Raw genomic sequence first — 17,294 nt, forward strand, 5'->3', positions numbered from 1 at the left:
GCCGCCCTCAGCCCGCCGCCCTCCGCACCCAGGCGAACGCCTCGGCCACGTCGTGCACCACCGGCACGCCGTCCGTCGCCCCGGGCCGCCGGACCACCACCACCGGAACGCCGAGCAGCCGCGCCGCCTCCATCTTCGGCCAGGTGTACGTCCCACCGGAGTCCTTGGTCACCAGCACGTCGGCGCCGTGCTCCCGGAACACCTCCAGCTCCCCGTCCAGCAGGTACGGCCCCCGGCTGGTCAGCAGCCGCCAGGCGGGCGGGATCGGGAGGTCCGGCACGTCGACCACCCGCGCCAGCACGGCACGTGTCCCCAGCGCCGGCACGAACCGGGCCAGTTCCTGCCGTCCCACCGTCACGAACGGCCGCCCGCCCAGCCCGGCGGCGTGCCCGGCGGCCTCCTCGTGCGAGGAGGCGTAGGTCCACGCCGGATCCGGATCCCAGCCCGGCCGCTCCAGCCGCAGCAGCGGCATCCCCGAACTCCCGCAGGCGGCTACGGCGTTGGCGCTCATGCCGCGGGCGAACGGATGCGTCGCGTCCACCACCGCGTCGTAGCCGGCCAGCGCCGCCCGCAGCCCGGGCACGCCACCGAAACCGCCGATCCGCACCTGCCCCACCGGCAGCCGGGGCCGGGCCACCCGCCCCGCCAGCGAGGTCGTCACCTCCACCCCGGCGTCCACCAGCAGAGCGGCCAGCTCCCGGGCCTCGGCGGTCCCGCCCAGCAGCAGCAGCCTCACCGCACACCTCCGGGCGGCAGCAGCGGCAGCGCGCCCGGCGCCCCGTCCCGCGCCAGCGCGGCCAGCGCGTCGACGTCGAGGTACTTCTCCGCCAGATCGGCGAGCCCCTCGATCCGGCCCTCCCGCGCGGCGGAGAACCGGACCCCCGACGGCGCGCACCCCAGCGTCTCGGCGAGGAACGCCTCCCGGAACGCGTCGCCCTCCAGGCTTCCGTGCCACATCGTGCCGTACACGTGGCCCGCCCGCGCCCCGCCCAGGAACTCCTCGGCCCCGCCGCCCACGGTGATCCGCCCGTGGTGGATCTCGTAACCGGACGCCGGCGCCCCGAGCGCCGTCCCCTCCGGCAACCGCAGCGTCTTCGCCGCCGCGAAGTCCGTGCGTACGTCGAGCAGCCCCAGCCCTTCCGCCGACGCCCCCGGCTCCGCCTCGACCCCCTCCGGATCGGCGACGACCCGCCCCAGCATCTGGAACCCCCCGCAGATCCCCAGCACCGGCCGGCCCCGCCGGGCGTGCTCCACCACGGCCCGGTCCAGCCCCCGCGCCCTCAGCCACGCCAGGTCGGCCAGGGTCGACCGGGTCCCCGGCAGCACCACCAGGTCCGCGTCCGACAGGTCCCGGGGCCCCGACGCGAACACCACGTCCAAATCCGGTTCCAGTCCGAGCGCGTCCACGTCCGTGAAGTTGCTGACGCGCGGCAGCCGGATCACCGCCACCCGCCGCACCGCGTCACCGCGCGCCCGCCGCCCCTCCAGGTCCAGGGCGTCCTCCGAGTCGAGCCACAGGCCCGGATCCCAGGGCAGCACACCGAACACCCGGCGTCCCGTGAGCCGCTCCAGGTCCTCCAGCCCGGGCCGCAGCAGCCCCACGTCACCGCGGAACTTGTTGACCACGAACCCGGCCACCAGCGCCTGGTCGGCCGGCTCCAGCAGCCCCACCGTGCCGTACATCGAGGCGAACACCCCGCCCCGGTCGATGTCGCCGACCACCACCACCGGCAGCCCGGCGTGCCGGGCCAGCCCCATGTTGACGTAGTCGCCCGCCCGCAGATTGATCTCGGCGGGGCTGCCCGCCCCCTCGGCCACCACCACGTCGTACCGGGCGGCCAGGTCGTCGAAGGCGGCGTGCGCCGCCTCGGCCAGATGCCTGCGGCCCGACTCCCAGTTCGCCGACGACACCTCACCGGCCGGCTGTCCCATCAGCACCACATGGCTGCGCCGGTCGGTGCCCGGCTTCAGCAGCACCGGATTCATCTCCGGCTCCGGCACCGCACGCGCCGCCACCGCCTGCACCCACTGGGCTCGCCCGATCTCGGCCATCACGCCGTCGCGGCCGCGGCAGACCATCGAGTTGTTCGACATGTTCTGCGCCTTGTACGGCGCCACCCGCACCCCGCGCCGCGCGAACGCCCGGCACAGCGCCGTCGTCACCACGCTCTTCCCGGCGTCCGACGTGGTCCCCGCCACCAGCAGCCCGCTCATCGTGCCGCGTCCTTCCTCAGCAGACAGACGTCCATCACCCAGCCGGCCGCCCGCCGGGCCCGGTCCCTGGCCCGCACGATGCCGGGCAGCACCTCACCGACCCTCCCGGCCACCAGCTCCTCGGCGTCCGTGCCGAGATTGGCGCCCCACCATACGGACCAGTCCTCCAGGCCGTCGAACCGCGGCTCGGAGCCCAGCATCACCACGATGTTCTCCTGACCCTCCGCCACCGCGGCGGCCAGCCGGCGGGCCGTGGTCACGTGCACCGGCCGCCCCACCTCGTGCAGCACCATCCGGTGCCGCGCCGCCAGCAGCTGCGGGGCGCTCACCCCCGGCAGCACGTCGTACTCCACCGGCACCACGCCCCGTGCCGCGACCCGCTCCACGATCCGTACCGTGGAGTCGTACAGCGACGGATCGCCCCACACCAGGAACGCCGCGGTGCCGCCACGGGCGGCCAGCACCCGCTCGTAGGCCGCGACCCGCGCCTCGTGCCAGGCCGCCACCGCCCCCGGGTAGTCCTTCGGGTCGCGGCGGTCACGCTCCGGGTCCGGGACCTCCACCAGCTCCACGCCGTGCGCCTCGCACACCGCGCGCCGCGCCTCCAGCAGCCCGTCGTCCTCGGCCTTGCGGGCCGCGACCGCGTAGTCGCAGCCCCGCAGCGCCTCCACGACCTCGGCCGTCAGGTGGCGCGGCCCCATGCCGATGCCGAGCACGCGCACCCTCACCGCGCCGTTCACCGGGCCGTTCACCGCGCCGTTCACTGGGACCGATCCTCCAGGTCGCCCTCGACCTCCAGGTACACCTCGGCCATGGCCCGCAGGGTCTCCGGATCCGGCTCGGCCCACAGGCCCCGCTCCGCCGCCTCGTGCAGCCGCTCCACGATGCCGTGCAGCGCCCACGGGTTGGAGCGCCGCAGGAACTCCTGGGTCTGCTCGTCCAGGACGTACTCGGCGGCCAGCTTCTCGTACATCCAGTCGTGCACCACACCGGCCGTGGCGTCGAAGCCGAAGAGGTAGTCGACGGTCGCCGCCAGTTCGAAGGCGCCCTTGTACCCGTGGCGGCGCATCGCGGCGATCCAGCGGGGGTTGACCACCCGGGCCCGGAACACCCGGGCCGTCTCCTCCGCCAGCGTCCGGGTACGGACCGCGTCCGGCGTCGTCGAGTCGCCCACGTACGCCTTCGGGTCCACGCCGGTCAGCGCGCGCACCGTGGCGATCATGCCGCCGTGGTACTGGAAGTAGTCGTCGGAGTCCGCGATGTCGTGTTCGGCGCTGTCGATGTTCTTCGCCGCCACCTTGATCCGGCGGTAGTTGGCGCGCATGTCCTCCGCCGCCGGGACACCGTCCAGTCCGCGGCCGTAGGCGAAGCCGCCCCACGCCGTGTACACCTCGGCGAGGTCGCGGTCGTCACGCCAGCTGCCCGACTCCACCAGCTGGAGGATGCCCGCCCCGTAGGAGCCGGGCTTCGACCCGAAGATCCGCGTGGTCGCGCGGCGTTCGTCGCCGTGCACCGCCAGGTCCGCCCGGGCGTGCGCCCGCACGTGGTTGCCCTCCTCCGGCTCGTCGAGCGCGGCGACCATCCGCACCGCGTCGTCCAGCATCGCCACCACGTGCGGGAAGGCGTCGCGGAAGAAGCCCGAGATCCGCACCGTCACGTCGATCCGGGGGCGCCCCAGCTCCTCCAGGGGCACCACCTCCAGGCGCGACACCCGCCGGGACGCCTCGTCCCACTCGGGCCGCACGCCCAGCAGCGCCAGCACCTCGGCGACGTCGTCGCCGGAGGTGCGCATCGCCGACGTCCCCCACACCGACAGGCCGACCGACTCCGGGTAGCTCCCGGTCTCCGCCAGATGCCGCTCCACCAGGGACCGGGCCATGGCCTGGCCGGTCTGCCAGGCCAGCCGCGAGGGCACCGCCCGCGGGTCCACCGTGTAGAAGTTCCGGCCGGTCGGCAGCACGTTCACCAGACCGCGCAGCGGAGACCCCGAGGGGCCGGCCGGCACGAAACCGCCCGCCAGCGCGTGGACCACGTGGTCCAGCTCCTCCGTCGTCCGGGCGAGCCGCGGCACCACCTGCCCGGCGGCGAACTCCAGTACCCGGCGCACCTCCGCGTCGTCGTGCAGCGCGGCGGCCGCGGCGGGATCCCAGTCCGCCGCCTCCATCCGCTCCACCAGCTCCCGGGCCCGCGCCTCGACGCCGTCGACCGTGTCCAGCCGCTCGTCGTCCTTCAGCCCCAGCGCCTTCCGCAGGCCCGGCACGGCACCCCCGACACCGCCCCACACCTGGGCCGCCCGCAGGATCGCCAGCACCAGGTTCACCCGCGCCTCGCCCGCCGGCGCCTCGCCCAGCACGTGCAGACCGTCGCGGATCTGCGCGTCCTTGATCTCGCAGAGCCAGCCGTCGACATGGAGCAGGAAGTCGTCGAACTCCTCGTCCTCCGGCCGCTGTTCGAGACCGAGGTCGCGGTGGAGCTCCGCCGCCCGCAGCAGCGACCAGATCTCGCCCCGGACCGCGGGCAGCTTGGCCGGGTCCATCGAGGCGATGTTGGCGTGCTCGTCCAGCAACTGTTCCAGACGGGCGATGTCGCCGTAGGACTCCGCGCGGGCCATCGGCGGGATCAGGTGGTCGACCACCGTGGCGTGCGCCCGGCGCTTGGCCTGGGCTCCCTCGCCGGGGTCGTTCACCAGGAACGGGTACACCAGCGGCATCGAGCCCAGCGCCGCGTCGGTGGCACAGGCCGCGGACAGCGCGGCGTTCTTGCCCGGCAGCCACTCCAGCGAGCCGTGCTTGCCCAGGTGGACGACGGCGTCCGCGCCGAAGCCGTTCTCCAGCCAGCGGTAGGCGGCCAGGTAGTGGTGGCTCGGCGGCAGCGACGGGTCGTGGTAGATCGCCACCGGGTTCTCCCCGAAGCCCCGCGGCGGCTGCACCAGCACCACCACGTTGCCCGCGCGCAGCGCGGCCAGCACGATCTCCCCGGCGTCGTTCACGAAGAGCCGGCCCGGGGCCGGACCCCACGCCTCGCTCATCGCGTCCCGCAGGCCGGCCGGCACGTCCGCCGTCCACGCCGCGTACTCCTCGGCCGTGATCCGCACATGGGCGTCGGTGAGCTGGCCGGAGGTCAGCCACTCCTCGTCCTGCCCGCCCGCCGCGATCACCGCGTGGATCAGCGCGTCGCCCGCCTCCTGGTCGTCGGGCAGATCCAGCCCGGGCAGGTCGCCGGGCGCCCCCAGGTCGTAACCCTCCGCGCGCAGCCGCCGCAGCAGCCGCACCGCCGAGCGCGGGGTGTCCAGCCCGACCGCGTTGCCGATGCGGGAGTGCTTGGTCGGGTACGCCGACAGCACCACCGCGATCCGCTTCCGCGCGGGGGGAACGTGCCGCAGCCGGGCGTGGTTGACCGCGATGCCCGCCAGCCGGGCGCACCGCTCGGCGTCGGCCATGTAGCGCGGCAGACCGTCGCGGTCGATCTCCTTGAAGGAGAACGGCACCGTGATGATCCGCCCGTCGAACTCCGGGATGGCGATCTGGCTCGCGGAGTCCAGCGGCGTGACGCCGTCCTCCGACTCCTCCCACTCGGCCCGCGAACTGGTCAGGCACAGTCCCTGAAGGACCGGCACGTCCAGGGCGGCCATCCGCTCGACGTCCCACGCCTCGTCGTCGCCGCCGGCGCTCGCGGAGGCCGGCACGCTCCCGCCGGCCGCCAGGACCGTCACCACCAGCGCGTCGAAGGCGCCCAGCGCCTCGTACAGGTCGTCCGGCGCCGACCGCAGCGAGCCCGCGAACACCGGCACGCCCACGCCCCGGCCGGTGGCGTCCACCGCGTCGGCCAGCGCGTGCGCGAACGCCGCGTTGCCGCCCGCCTCGTGCGCCCGGTAGTAGAGGATCCCCACCCGGGGCAGGCCCTCGTCCGCCGGTACCTCCCGCTCGGCGAACCCCCACAGCGGCACCGCCTCCGGCGGCTCGAAGCCCTCGCCGGTGAGCAGCACGGTGTCGGAGAGGAAGGCGTGCAGCCGCCGCAGGTTCGCCGGGCCGCCCTCCGCGAGATACCGGTGCGCGTCGGCGGCCACCCCGACGGGCACCGTCGAGTGCTCCATCAGCTCGGCGCTCGGCTGGAGCTCGCCGCCCAGCACGACCAGCGGCGTCCCCCGCTCGCGGACGGCATCGAGTCCCGGCCACAGGTCCTGCGGAGAACCGAGCAGCCTCACCACCACCAGGGCGGCGCCCTCCACGGCGGCGGAGAGTTCCTCGTCGGAGGCCCGGGACGGATTCGCCCACGCATAGGCGGCGCCACTGGCCCGCGCGGAGAGCAGATCGGTGTCGGACGTGGACAGCAGCGCTACAGGCACGGTCAAGGCCGTGTTCCTCCCTCGGGGTTCTCGCCCCGTACGACGGTCGGACGACCCGTGGTCAGTGTCTGGCTGCGTCCCCGAACGGGGGAACGACACAGTGGCGGAACCGCCCCGGACTCGCACCGGGTTCCTGCACCACGAGCAGTGGGCCCTCACCCTAACCGGGCGACGCCCCCGCTCACACCGGGGCCCCCGTCCCGGGCACCGCGCCCGCGGCCGCGGCCACCTCCGAGACGATCTCCCGGAGCCGCCGCAGGTACGCCTCCATGTTCCGCAGCGCGGGCCCGGTGTCCGGGTACCGCGCGGCGAACTGCAGTCCCTCGTGCACCCGGCTGACCCACACGCACACCTGGTCCCCGTAGGAGACCCGCAGGAGCCCGTAGGCGTGCAGCTCGTCCCACCGCCCGGAGCCGGGCACCGGACGGCCGTCGACGAACGACACGATCGAGTACAGGTCGGGCGAGCGCGGACGGAACTCCGAGCCCAGCAGGTGCAGCACCCGGGCGATCGGCATCCGCGCCAGCCGCCGGTTCTCCCGCAGCGCCGCGCGCACCCGCCGCAGCGCCTCCTCGAAGCCGGCCCCGTCCGACAGGTCGACCTCGATCGGCACCCCGCCCACGTACCAGCCCACCGAGTCCTGCCACTGCGACTTCGCCCGGGTGTGGAACGGCACCACCGTCCGGTACACCGGCGTGCCCGAGATCTCCCGCACGATCACCGCGGTGGCCGCCAGTACGCCCACCAGGCTGCCCCCGAACGGACGGCAGAACGCCTCGAAGCCCGCCGCCTCCCCGGCGTCCGACAGCATGTCCTGCATCAGCTTCTGCGTCGGCAGCTTGCCCTCCGCGTCCAGCCCGAGGTCGACCGGGAAGTTGGGCAACCGCCCGTCGCACCGGGCCACGAACTCCCGCCAGCGCGCCACGATCCCGTGGCCGTCGTCCACCCGGTCCGCGTCCGCCCGCTCCGCCTCGCAGAAGTCGACGTAGCTGCCCGCGGGCGGCTGCGCCACCGTCCGCCCGTCGACGGCGGCCGCGTAGAACTCCCACACCTCGGCCGGGATCCGGTGCAGCGAGTACGCGTCCACGTTGCTGTGGTCGAAGGCCATGTACACACTGGTGCAGTCCTCGCGGACCACCGCCGCGTAGATGAAGTTCGGCCAGTCCAACGCGTCCGCGGCGACGTCGAACCGGTCCTGGAGGTGGTCGACCAGCTCCCGCGCCCCGGTGAACTCGCCCACCACCTCACGGCGTAGCCGCACCGCACCGGCGTCCAGCGTGAACCGCCGCATCGTCCCCCGGTCCCAGCGGAACCCGCTGCGCAGCGTCTCGTGCCGCAACGTCCAGCGGTGCAGCGCCTGTTGCAGCGCATCGAGGTCGACGCTCCCGGGGACGTCGAAGGCCGCGCCGACCCACGTGGGCACGAACAGGCCGTCCTCCCGCACCGACCGGGCCGTCCTGATGTGCGACTCCTGCACGTACGCCGGCGGCCGGGAGTCCTCCGGCAGGCCCGCGGCCGCCTCGACGGTCTCCGGACTGAGCGTCCACTCGACGAGCAGTCCGGGACGCACGTCGCATCGCTGGATGTCGGTCACTCGCACCGGGGCGTATCCCTTCGTAGGGGGCGGAGAGGAAGGAACCATTCGCCGGTCCCTGCACCGGCCCGGCCCCCGACGGCGAACACGAGCCCTCGTTCCCGCCGACCGCCCACAAAGCCTCATCCGCCCGGGCTTGTTCAACGCATGTCCAACGAGACGGCTCAGAGCGAGGAAACGGGTCCGGCGAGGGCCGGAACCACGGCGACGGCGGGCGCGTCGCTCACCCTTGCCGCCAAGACCGGCGGACGGCACGGAAGTTCGAGGCGGGCCCGCCTCCCGAGAACCGCAGGAGCCACCGCTTGTCCACCCTCTCCGACCGCTTCCTCTACGTCACGCGCCACGGCGAGGCCGACGCGGAGGAGACCTCGCTAACCGAGCGCGGCCGCCGCCAGGCCACCCTCCTCGGCGAACGTCTGCGCGGCGTCCCGTTCACCGCGGTCCATCACGGCCCGCTGCCCCGCACCGCCGAGACCGCGGCCCTCGTCACCGCCCGGCTCGGTGAGGTGAGCGCCCACCCGTGCGATCCGGCGGGGGACTACATCCCCCACCTCCCCGCCCGTGCGGAGCTCCATCCGGCCTCGGCGGACAGGACCCTCGACGTGCTGGCCTCCTTCCCCGCCCCCGAGCGCGAGCGGGGCCCGGGACTCGCCCGAGAGGCACTGGTCCGCTTCACCGGCCCGGCACACCAGGACACCGTCCGCCACGACCTGGTGATCACCCACAACTTCCTGATCGGCTGGCTGGTCCGCGCCGCCCTGGACGCCCCGCCCAGCCGCTGGATCGGTCTGAACCACGCCAACGCGGGCCTCACCGTCATCCGCTACACGCCGGACCGGCCCCCGGCCCTCCTCACCTACAACGACACCCGCCACCTGCCCGAATCGCTGCGCTGGACGGGCCTGCCGCCCGAACTCCATGTCTGACGGCCGCCCGGGCCGGGAAGGACCCGGTCGCGCGGCGCCGGAGAGGCTCCGGCCGTCCGATGCGCGATCGTGGAGGTGACCGTGTCCGACGTACGGTTCGACATCGAAGGCGCCGTCGCCACCATCTGGCTCGACCGGCCCGAACGCCGGAACGCCGTCGACCGGGCCATGGCCGGACAACTCGTCGCCGCCTTCGAGCGGTTCGAAGCCGATCCGCAGCTGCGGGTGGCGGTCCTGGCCGGCGCGGGCGGCACCTTCTGCGCGGGGGCCGACCTCACCGCCGTCGGCGATCCGGGCCGCCGCAACGAGCTCACCCCGGACGGCGCGGCGCCGGGCCCCATGGGCCCCACGCGCGGGCACCTGACCAAGCCGCTGGTCGCCGCCGTGGCCGGACACGCGGTGGCGGGCGGCCTCGAACTGGCCCTGCTGGCCGACCTCCGGGTCGTCGAGCGTGACGCCGTCATGGGCGTCTTCTGCCGGCGCTGGGGCGTGCCGCTGATCGACGGCGGGACCGTCCGCCTGCCGAGGATCGTCGGCCTCGGCCGCGCCCTGGACCTGATCCTCACCGGACGCCCCGTCGGCGCCGCCGAGGCCCTGGACATGGGCCTGGCCAACCGCCTGGCGGAACCGGGCCGGGCCGTCGCGGTGGCGCGTGAACTCGCCCGAGCCATCGCCGGGTTCCCGTCCCTGTGCGTGCTGACCGACCGGGCCTCCGTCTACGCGGGCCTGGACCTGCCCCTCGCGGAGGCACTGCGGGCGGAAGGCGCGGCCGGGGCGCCCGTCGTGGAGCGCGAGGGGGTGGCCGGGGCCGCCCGCTTCGCCGCGGGAGCCGGCCGGCACGGCCGTTTCCCGGGGGAGGGGCCCCACCCCGGGTGACCGGCCCACCACCCGCGCGCCCGGTGCCTCAGGGCGTGCGCGGCACTGCGAGGGCCAGGGCGAGGAGTGCGGCGCACACCTCGCGGACGACCTGTCCGGCCTCCTCGACGGCCGGCTGGAAGGTCGTGCCGCACTCGATGGTCCAGCCGAACACCTTGGAGGCGCCGGGACGGGAGAGGTGGCGGCTGTAGGCGTAGTCGTCACTGGTGCCCGAGGTCGGGTACAGGCCGTAGGACGGCTCGACGCCGTACTCGCCGCCGCGTACCGCGCGCACGGCCCCGCTCATGCGGCCGGCGAGGTCCACGGCGGTGCGCAGGTCGTCCGGGGCGATGTACTCGCCCGTGCCGTCGTCGGGACGTCCGCGGACGGCGTCGAGGCCGGGGTTGCGGAAGTTCTGGTCGGGGTCGGTGGTCTGGTTCCGGTCGCTGCCCCAGTGGTGGAGGATGACGGGGACGGCGCTGTGCACGTCCACCAGCCACCGGATGCCCGGACGGCCGTCGAGCACCTCGACCACCGACCGGGTCTCCGGCTCGGAGGCGGCCGCCGGCCCGCGGTAGACCTGCGGGTCGCACGGCCGGTCGGAGGTGTGGACGTCGGCGTCGGGCGCGAATTTCGCCGTGTGGTCCCACAGGAAGTCGAAGTTGCGGTTCAGGTCGACGCCCGCGCAGGACGGATCGGTCGCTCCGGGCGGAGCCGGGCGGCGGTTCTTGCGCCACATGGCGGAGGCGGTCTGGCTGTGGGCCCGGCCGTCGGGATTGACGCAGGGGAAGACGAACAGGTCCACGCCCTCCACCACGCTCCTCACCTGGGCGGCGGTGAAGACCGCCGAGCCGTAGCCCAGCCCGGTGCCCCTGTGCCACGCCTCGAGCAGGTCGGCGGCGAGGGAGACCAGCGCGTCCGGCGGCACCCACTCGCGGGCGTGCACCCCGCCCAGCAGCAGGATGCCGGGGCTCGCGCCGTCGTGCGGCGTTCCGACGCGCAGCAGTCGCAGCGGGCGGCCCTCATGGGTGGGGCGGGACGCGGTGAGGAGCTCCGTCACCTCCGGATAGGCGTCGTGCAGGCGCCCGACGGCGGAGTCGATCTCCGTGGCGTTGAGATACACGGTTCATTCCTTGCGGCCGAGTCCGTGCGGGACGGCGTCGCGGGTGGCGAAGCGGTCACCCGTGCCGACCTCCTCGACACGTGCCCGCCAGTTCTCGGTGACGTTCTCGACGGCGGTGACGGTCACCCGGTCGGCGGACCGGGCCGCCATGGCGGCGTCCAGCCGGTCCTGCCGGAAGTAGACCTCGGTGGCCACCCCGTCGCGCCCGGGACGCGCGACGGGGCGGCACCCGAGGTCGGGACGGGTCTCGCGGACGAACCGCCGGAGCGCCTCGGCGTCCTCGGCCACCACGTGGCACCGGATGACGTCGGGGACCGGAGGTTCCCCGGTGGCCGTCATGAGGGGATCGCCTGCGCTGCGCGGAGGGCGTCGGCGGTGTTGATGCGGCCGAAGCCGTAGTCGTCGTTGTGACCGTGGGCGTCGTAACGGACTGTGGGCGGTCCGATCTTGTCGGCGGTGGTGTGCAGGATGCCGCGGAGCTGGTCGCGGGTGAGACCGGGCTTCGAGGCGAGCGCGAGGGCCGCGCAGCCGGCCGCGCAGGGAGCGGCGAAACTCGTCCCGGTGCTGGTGCCGTAGCCCCCGCCGGAGGTGGTGCTGAGAACGTTGACGCCGGGGGCGATCAGTTCGACCTCCGGGCCGCGCGCGGCGTGGTCCTCGCGGTCCTGGTTGGTGGAGCGCACCACGGCGATGACGTCGGGGTGCGAGACGATCTCGTCCTTGCCGATGTCGACGTTGCGGCCGTTGCTGGCGGCCCAGAAGACGGGCAGCCCCTTGCCCCGGCGGCCGTTCGCCGCGGCGAACTCGAGGGCGAGTTCCATGGTCGTGGTGATGTCCCAGTCCGCTCCGTTGGGGCCCAGGCTGCACACGAGGATGTCCGCGCCGTCGCCGGACTGCGCCGGGCCGGTCTCCGCCGACGGATCGGCCGCGTAGGCGATCGCGCGGGCGAGGGTCGTCTGGGTGCCGACCTGGTCGGGCAGGCAGGCGAGCAGCATGAGGTCGCACTCGGGGGCGGCGCCCGTCCCTCCGGAGGGGTTGCTGAGACGACCGCCCACCATGCCGGCGCAGAAGGTGCCGTGGTCGCTGTCCGGCATGCCCGCCGTGTCCTGGGCGAAGACGGTGCCGTCGGCGCCTTCGGTCCAGAAGCCCGACAAGGGGTCGACACCGTCGGCGAGGTCCGGGTGGGAGGCGTCGAAGCCGTTGTCGATGACGGCGACACGGATCCCGCCCCCCAGGGTGTGGTCCCACGCGGGCTCGATGTGGACGTCGGCGTCGGGTACGCCGCCGTTGGCGCCGGTGTTGTGCCACTGCCACTGCTCGGCGTAGCGGGCGCCGGTGGGCCGCAGCCGGGTGGGGACGTGTTCCACGAAGGCCGGTTCGGCGAAGAGGAAGCGGTCGTTCTCGTGCAGCGCGACCGAGGCGCCGAGGGAGTCCAGACCGGACGGGGCGCGCACCTGGTAGAGGTTCTTGGCGAAGGCGAGCTTGTGCAGCGTGGTCAGACGGGCGGCCGCCAGTTCGCGTTCCGCCTCCTCCTCGGACAGGGCGGGGTCCAGGCGGACGGTGAGTTCGTCGGTGGCGATGCCGATCCTGCCGTTGGGCCGCCGCACCACCGTCCCGGTCGTCTCCGCGCCGGGCAGGGGCTCACCGGTGGCGAACGCCTCGTGGGCGTGGGGCGCGGGCCGCACCAGCACCCAGTTGGCGCGGGCGAAGGCGTCGGAGACGTCCTCCTCCACACCGGTCTCGCGGATCTCCTCCGTTGCGACCGTACCGAGTTCCGCGCCGATCCCGGCGGGCCCACCGGGGGCGTCCGCGCTCACCTTCACCGCGACGACCCCGTCGATCTCCTCGGCCTCCAGGAGTTGGCCGCGCTGGTAGTACTGGCGTGTCATCTCACTCGCCCCTCGGTACCGGCATAAAGGCTGGAAACCCCTTCACCTCCAGCCTCCTCCTGACCGGGGAAACCCGCAATTCCGGGGACCGGGCCGGCGCGGTACGGGAATCCCGGAAAGTATTCCTTTGCGCCTTCAAATTTCCTCGCGTCAACAAAATGCGGACACCCGGTCGCGATATCGGCCGGGCGTCCTCCTGTCGCTTTTTCCTCAGCCCCCTTCCACGGGGACGGGAACGCGGAGCTTGTCCCAGGACGTGCGTCCCGGCACACCGTTCGCGTCCGCGCCGGTGAAGCCCAGCTTGCGCTGCCACATGGCGTAGGAGTCCCGGTGGTGTTCGTCCCAGCGCGGTCCGATGCCCTCCACGTCGTCGGGGTAGCAGTTGCACCCCTCGTCGACCAGCCGGTAGCCCATCATCACGATGACGGGGCTGTTGGGCACACTCGCGAACCATTCCTTGCCGGGGAACGGGACGTAGTTCTCGGGGGAGTGGCCCTTCGCGACGACGAGCCGCTGTCCGACCTTGATGATGTTCGGGTTGGGGATGCCGTTCCAGACCTGGAGCTGCTTCACGGTCGTGTGATAGTGCTTCGCGATGTCCGTGAGAGTGTCTCCGGGCCGCACCGTGTAATACGTGTCGTGTCGCGTCAGATGCTGTGTCGTCATACTCCCAGAGTAGTTCTCCACCCGCATTCCCGGAATTCCACCGGCGGGCGGCGGAGAAGGGAGACGTGATTGCCCGGTCAACCTTTCAGCTCGGCGGGACCTGCGGTTCCTTGGGCTGTTTCGCCGGTGTCGCGCTCGGTCCTCCGACGGAATTCAGCACGGTCTGCGCCTGGGTGTCGACGAATCGCGTGAACAATTGCTGCGCATACCCGAAGATCACCGCCCAGGCGATGATCTGGGCGGACGAGTCCAGGGACTGCAGCCCGGGCACGAACTCGCCGCGCATGAGGAGGAGACCCAGTACGGCCGTCAGCGCTCCCGTCGGCAGCTTCAGCATCGCCAGCGCCACCGGCACGTTGTACGGCGTGGAGCTGCCCCTGATCCGCCGCAACGACGCCGCCGCGGCGATGGCCGCCGCCACCATGCCCACGAACAGCACGACGGCGTAGTCCCAGCGGGACGCCACCTCGGCGAACACGTCGTCGACGTCCTGCCCGGGCAGCCTGCTCTCCGCGGGAGCGCTCCCCGTCGCGCACACGACCCCCACGCCCTGCGGCTCGAAACACAGCGGAACCATCCTCGGCGCCAGCGCCCCGACCACGCCGACCAGGACCACCACCACGGCGAGAACGCCGGAGATCCCGTAGACGATCTGGGTGAAGCTCCGCACCCGCAGGTTCTCCTTCAGATGCGCCTGCCGCGCGACGCTCGTGGCGTCGACGAGGATCTGCCGCTGGGCGTCGTCGAGGGCGCCCCCCGCCAGCACGGACAGCGCGATCTGTTCGGTCTGGACCCTGCGTTCGTCGCTCACCGTGAGGTGCTCACGCACGAACGCCAGCAGCCCGGGGAGCATGGCCCCGATCCGCTCCAGCGGAACCAGGCGCAGCATCAGGGAGTGGGCTGTGTCGTAGTGGGCCTGCGCCACCGCCAGGTGTGCCGCCGGCTGCCTGCGCCGATGGGAGTGGCGCAGCGTCTCCCTCGCCTTCTCCAGTTCCTCGAAGGCCCGGGCCACCAGCGCCTCGCGTTCCGGGTCGGGTTGCGCGCCGCCCCTGTCCCGCTCGGCCCGCAGCAGCGCGTCGAGTTCGCCGATGCGCGAGGAAAGGCCCTCCCTGAGCTCCCACAGCCCCTTCTCCCGCCTGAAGATCTCCCGGACTTCCCGCCTTCCCCAGATGTTCGACATGTGCCGACTATCACCGAGGTGCGCCGCCCGGTTCCGTCACCGCGCCCTACGCCTCTGCCGTCCGGACCAGTTCCCGCACGGGCCGGACCAGTTCCCGCACGGGTCAGGGCTGCTCGCGGGCGAAGCGGACGCGGTCCGCCCAGTCGGGGTGGTCGACGAGCGGGTTGCGGTTGCCCTGGACCTCGGCGATCGCACCGTTGCGGTGGCGTTCGTACACGGTGGGGGGTTCCGCGCGGTGCCACGCGAGCAGCACGGGTATCCGCTCCGGCGTGAACTCCTTCTCGGCGTCACCGACGAGGCCGGGATACCGCAGGAGGAAGTAGAGCGTCGCCCGGGCCGCGGTGCCCTTGCCGTGCGCGGGTTCGAAGCCCTCGTCCTCGCGCCTGCCGCAGTCGTGGCGGACGGCCTCGCGGAAGTCGGCGAAGTCGTGGTACCGGAAGTTGCCGCGGAAGCTGTTGCAGCCGGGCTCGCAGGCGAACAGGTGGTGGAGGTCGCCGCGCATGGGTTCCTTCTCGTCGAACCACGACTGGGGCACGACGTGCTCGCAGTTGTAGGGCAGGGAGGCCTCCAGGGCCTCCAGCTCCGCCGTCAGCTCGGCGGGACCGGCCGTGGTCTCACGGGCGAGGAAGCCCTGCAGCCGGCTCAGGCGGGCCGCCTCGACGGCGGTGTCCGCCCGGATGAGCTCCTCGGGGGTGAAGGTCTTGCCGGAGTAGATGCCGCGCAGCAGCCGGTCGGGGTGGAGGTCGACCCACGGGTAGAGCAGTCGGGAGGGGCGGTAGGAGGGGCGCCGCTCGTGGGTGGCCTCCAGCAGCCGGGTCAGTTCCTCGCGCAGCGCGTCGCCGTCCGCGCCGGGGGACACGCCGGCGTAGTAGGAGTCGCGGGCCGCCAGGTCGGACGGCTCGTCGTAGTAGACCCGGTCGCGGCCGAGGCGCAGGTTCAGCAGGGCCGCGTCCAGGTCCCGTGCGGCGGCCGACGCCCCCGGCCCGCCGGGCCGCCCGGTCCCGGTGGGCACGTCCGGCGCCGTGACCAGGGGGAAGGCTTCGGCGTCCGGTCCCCGGCCGGAGACCGCCGCGGTGCCGTCCGCCGACCGCCAGGCGTGCGGGAGGGCCCCCACGTCGACGGTGACGCGCAGGGGGACGGTGACCTCCGGAGAGCTCCCCGCCCGAGCCGTCGCGGCGGCTCCGGCCGTCGCCCCGCCGGTCTCCGCGACGGGGCCCGCACCCGGCACCGGCGCGTCGCCGGTCCCCGGCCGGGCGGCGCCGGCCGCGACGCCCGGCGCGGTGCGGGGGACCACGGGCGGCGGTCCGCCGTCGGAGGGCCGCAGCATCTCGTCCCGGAGCCGGGCCGGCGTTCCGCTCAGCGTGACGCGGGTCAGGGCCTGGAGGATGCGGCTGACGCGCACCCCCTCGTTGCCCTTCCAGGCCAGCTCGTGCTCACCCATCCAGGGCTGCCAGAGCGTGCCGTCGAGGGTGAGCGGGCGTCCCTCGCTGTCGGTCCTCGGCACGGCCGAGTGGTGCAGGGCGACCACCTCCCACTGGTCGTTGAGGACCGGCGAGCCGGACGAACCGCGCGCGGTGTCGGTGACGTAGTGGACGTAACCGTCGAGCAGGTCGACGATCTGGTTCTCCCGCAGGGCCAGCTGCTTCGGTTCGCCGTCGGGGTGCTGGACGATGTTCACGAACTCCCCGATGATCGCCTTCCCCTGCGCACCGTCCAGCGGGAGCCAGTGGAACCGCTCGAGCGGCGCGGACCGGTCGCCGTCGTCCCTCACGGCCACCACGCTGAAGTCCAGCTCGGCGTCCGTGACGAAGAAACCCTGCGGATCGAGGGGGAAGACCGCCGGGACCAGCGGCGTGCCGTCGAGACCGGCCTGGAGATTGAACTCGACGACGGCCCGCCCCGCCTCCTCCTGACCGCGCAGCACGTGGTTGTTGGTGATCAGCAGCGAGGGGGAGACCATGAAACCGGTGCCGTGGTGCCTGCGGCCCGAGGTCCCGGTCACGGTGATCCTGCCGACGGACCGGGCGGCCAGCTGTCCCCCTTCCAGGTACGCCACCTCCGTGAGGTCGTTGCGCCCCATCAGACGCTCCAGACCGAGCACGTCCGTCCCGAACTCCTCGGGCTCCAGCGGCAGCGTGCCGCCCGCCGAGCTCGGGGGATCGGTGCGGGCGCGCTCGACGGACCCGGCGAGCGACCAGTCCGCGTTGAGCCGGGCCAGCCTTTTCTGCACCCGCCCGGGATCGTCCGCGTACAGCACACCCCGGTCGGCGACGGTGCGGCGGTTCGCCTCCCGCCGCGCGGTGCGCTCCGCGAACCGCTGCCCCGCCTGTTCCAGCTGGAGCGCGTACGCGGCCGTGGCCGGGGAGACGTGTTCCTTGGTGACCATGGACTTACCTTCGTCCTGTGGGTTCCCCTCCCTCCATTGTGGTCCGCGAGCGGGACGGACGCCTCTCCGCGGCCGCAGACCGGCCGCGCGGGAGCCGCAGCACCGGCCGGACGGCCACC

13 protein-coding genes and 1 riboswitch are annotated in these 17,294 nt (G+C 73.6%); of the genes, 2 read left to right on the forward strand and 11 right to left on the reverse strand.

Going from position 1 to position 17,294, the window contains the following annotated elements; translation table 11 throughout:
* Positions 1-7: 7 nt before the first annotated feature.
* From GBN72_RS24755 to GBN72_RS24775, 5 genes are all read right to left on the reverse strand, one after another.
* The gene (locus tag GBN72_RS24755) at positions 8-736 is read right to left on the reverse strand and encodes a cobalt-precorrin-6A reductase (protein ID WP_151774092.1); all 729 of its coding nucleotides are present in this window, start codon (positions 734-736) and stop codon (positions 8-10) included.
* Positions 733-2,214, reverse strand: a complete 1,482-nt coding sequence (locus GBN72_RS24760; RefSeq protein WP_151774093.1) for a cobyric acid synthase — start codon at positions 2,212-2,214, stop codon at positions 733-735. The genes GBN72_RS24755 and GBN72_RS24760 overlap by 4 nt, the downstream gene beginning before the upstream one ends.
* A complete protein-coding gene (gene cobF, locus GBN72_RS24765) occupies positions 2,211-2,978 on the reverse strand; it encodes a precorrin-6A synthase (deacetylating) (protein ID WP_218042074.1) in 768 nt (255 codons plus the stop codon). Before cobF ends, GBN72_RS24760 begins: the two co-directional genes overlap by 4 nt.
* The gene (gene cobN, locus GBN72_RS24770; RefSeq protein ID WP_218042083.1) at positions 2,975-6,559 is read right to left on the reverse strand and encodes a cobaltochelatase subunit CobN; all 3,585 of its coding nucleotides are present in this window, start codon (positions 6,557-6,559) and stop codon (positions 2,975-2,977) included. Before cobN ends, cobF begins: the two co-directional genes overlap by 4 nt.
* Positions 6,560-6,601: 42 nt before the next feature.
* Positions 6,602-6,717, reverse strand: a riboswitch (cobalamin riboswitch).
* A gap of 23 nt (positions 6,718-6,740) precedes the next feature.
* Entirely contained in the window at positions 6,741-8,159 is a 1,419-nt protein-coding gene (locus GBN72_RS24775; protein WP_151774095.1) for a condensation domain-containing protein, read from the reverse strand.
* A 296-nt stretch (positions 8,160-8,455) separates the two neighbouring features.
* On the opposite strand from GBN72_RS24775, the gene GBN72_RS24780 reads away from it, so the two are divergent.
* Positions 8,456-9,079 (forward strand): histidine phosphatase family protein, encoded by a 624-nt coding sequence (locus GBN72_RS24780; RefSeq protein WP_151774096.1) that lies wholly within the window; start codon positions 8,456-8,458, stop codon positions 9,077-9,079.
* Positions 9,080-9,160: 81 nt separating this feature from the next.
* The gene (locus GBN72_RS24785; protein WP_151774097.1) at positions 9,161-9,955 is read left to right on the forward strand and encodes a crotonase/enoyl-CoA hydratase family protein; all 795 of its coding nucleotides are present in this window, start codon (positions 9,161-9,163) and stop codon (positions 9,953-9,955) included.
* A gap of 28 nt (positions 9,956-9,983) precedes the next feature.
* Here the strand turns inward: GBN72_RS24785 and GBN72_RS24790 are convergent, their stop codons facing one another.
* From GBN72_RS24790 to GBN72_RS24815, 6 genes are all read right to left on the reverse strand, one after another.
* Positions 9,984-11,057, reverse strand: coding sequence for a M14 family metallopeptidase (locus GBN72_RS24790; protein WP_151774098.1), 1,074 nt, complete (start codon positions 11,055-11,057; stop codon positions 9,984-9,986).
* Positions 11,058-11,060: 3 nt separating this feature from the next.
* Positions 11,061-11,396 (reverse strand): hypothetical protein, encoded by a 336-nt coding sequence (locus GBN72_RS24795; protein ID WP_151774099.1) that lies wholly within the window; start codon positions 11,394-11,396, stop codon positions 11,061-11,063.
* Entirely contained in the window at positions 11,393-12,943 is a 1,551-nt protein-coding gene (locus tag GBN72_RS24800) for a S8 family serine peptidase (protein ID WP_151774100.1), read from the reverse strand. Before GBN72_RS24800 ends, GBN72_RS24795 begins: the two co-directional genes overlap by 4 nt.
* A 210-nt stretch (positions 12,944-13,153) precedes the next feature.
* Positions 13,154-13,609, reverse strand: a complete 456-nt coding sequence (locus GBN72_RS36100; protein WP_164540847.1) for a peptidoglycan-binding protein — start codon at positions 13,607-13,609, stop codon at positions 13,154-13,156.
* A gap of 85 nt (positions 13,610-13,694) precedes the next feature.
* Positions 13,695-14,789: a hypothetical protein gene (locus GBN72_RS24810; protein ID WP_151774102.1), complete on the reverse strand. Its 1,095-nt coding sequence runs from the start codon at positions 14,787-14,789 to the stop codon at positions 13,695-13,697.
* 103 nt (positions 14,790-14,892) lie between these two features.
* On the reverse strand, positions 14,893-17,175 hold the full coding sequence (locus GBN72_RS24815; protein WP_151774103.1) for an endonuclease: 2,283 nt from the start codon (positions 17,173-17,175) through the stop codon (positions 14,893-14,895).
* Between the last annotated feature and the right edge of the window lie 119 nt (positions 17,176-17,294).

The sequence above is a fragment of the Streptomyces abyssomicinicus genome, assembly GCF_008974245.1.
GTDB lineage: Bacteria > Actinomycetota > Actinomycetes > Streptomycetales > Streptomycetaceae > Streptomyces > Streptomyces abyssomicinicus.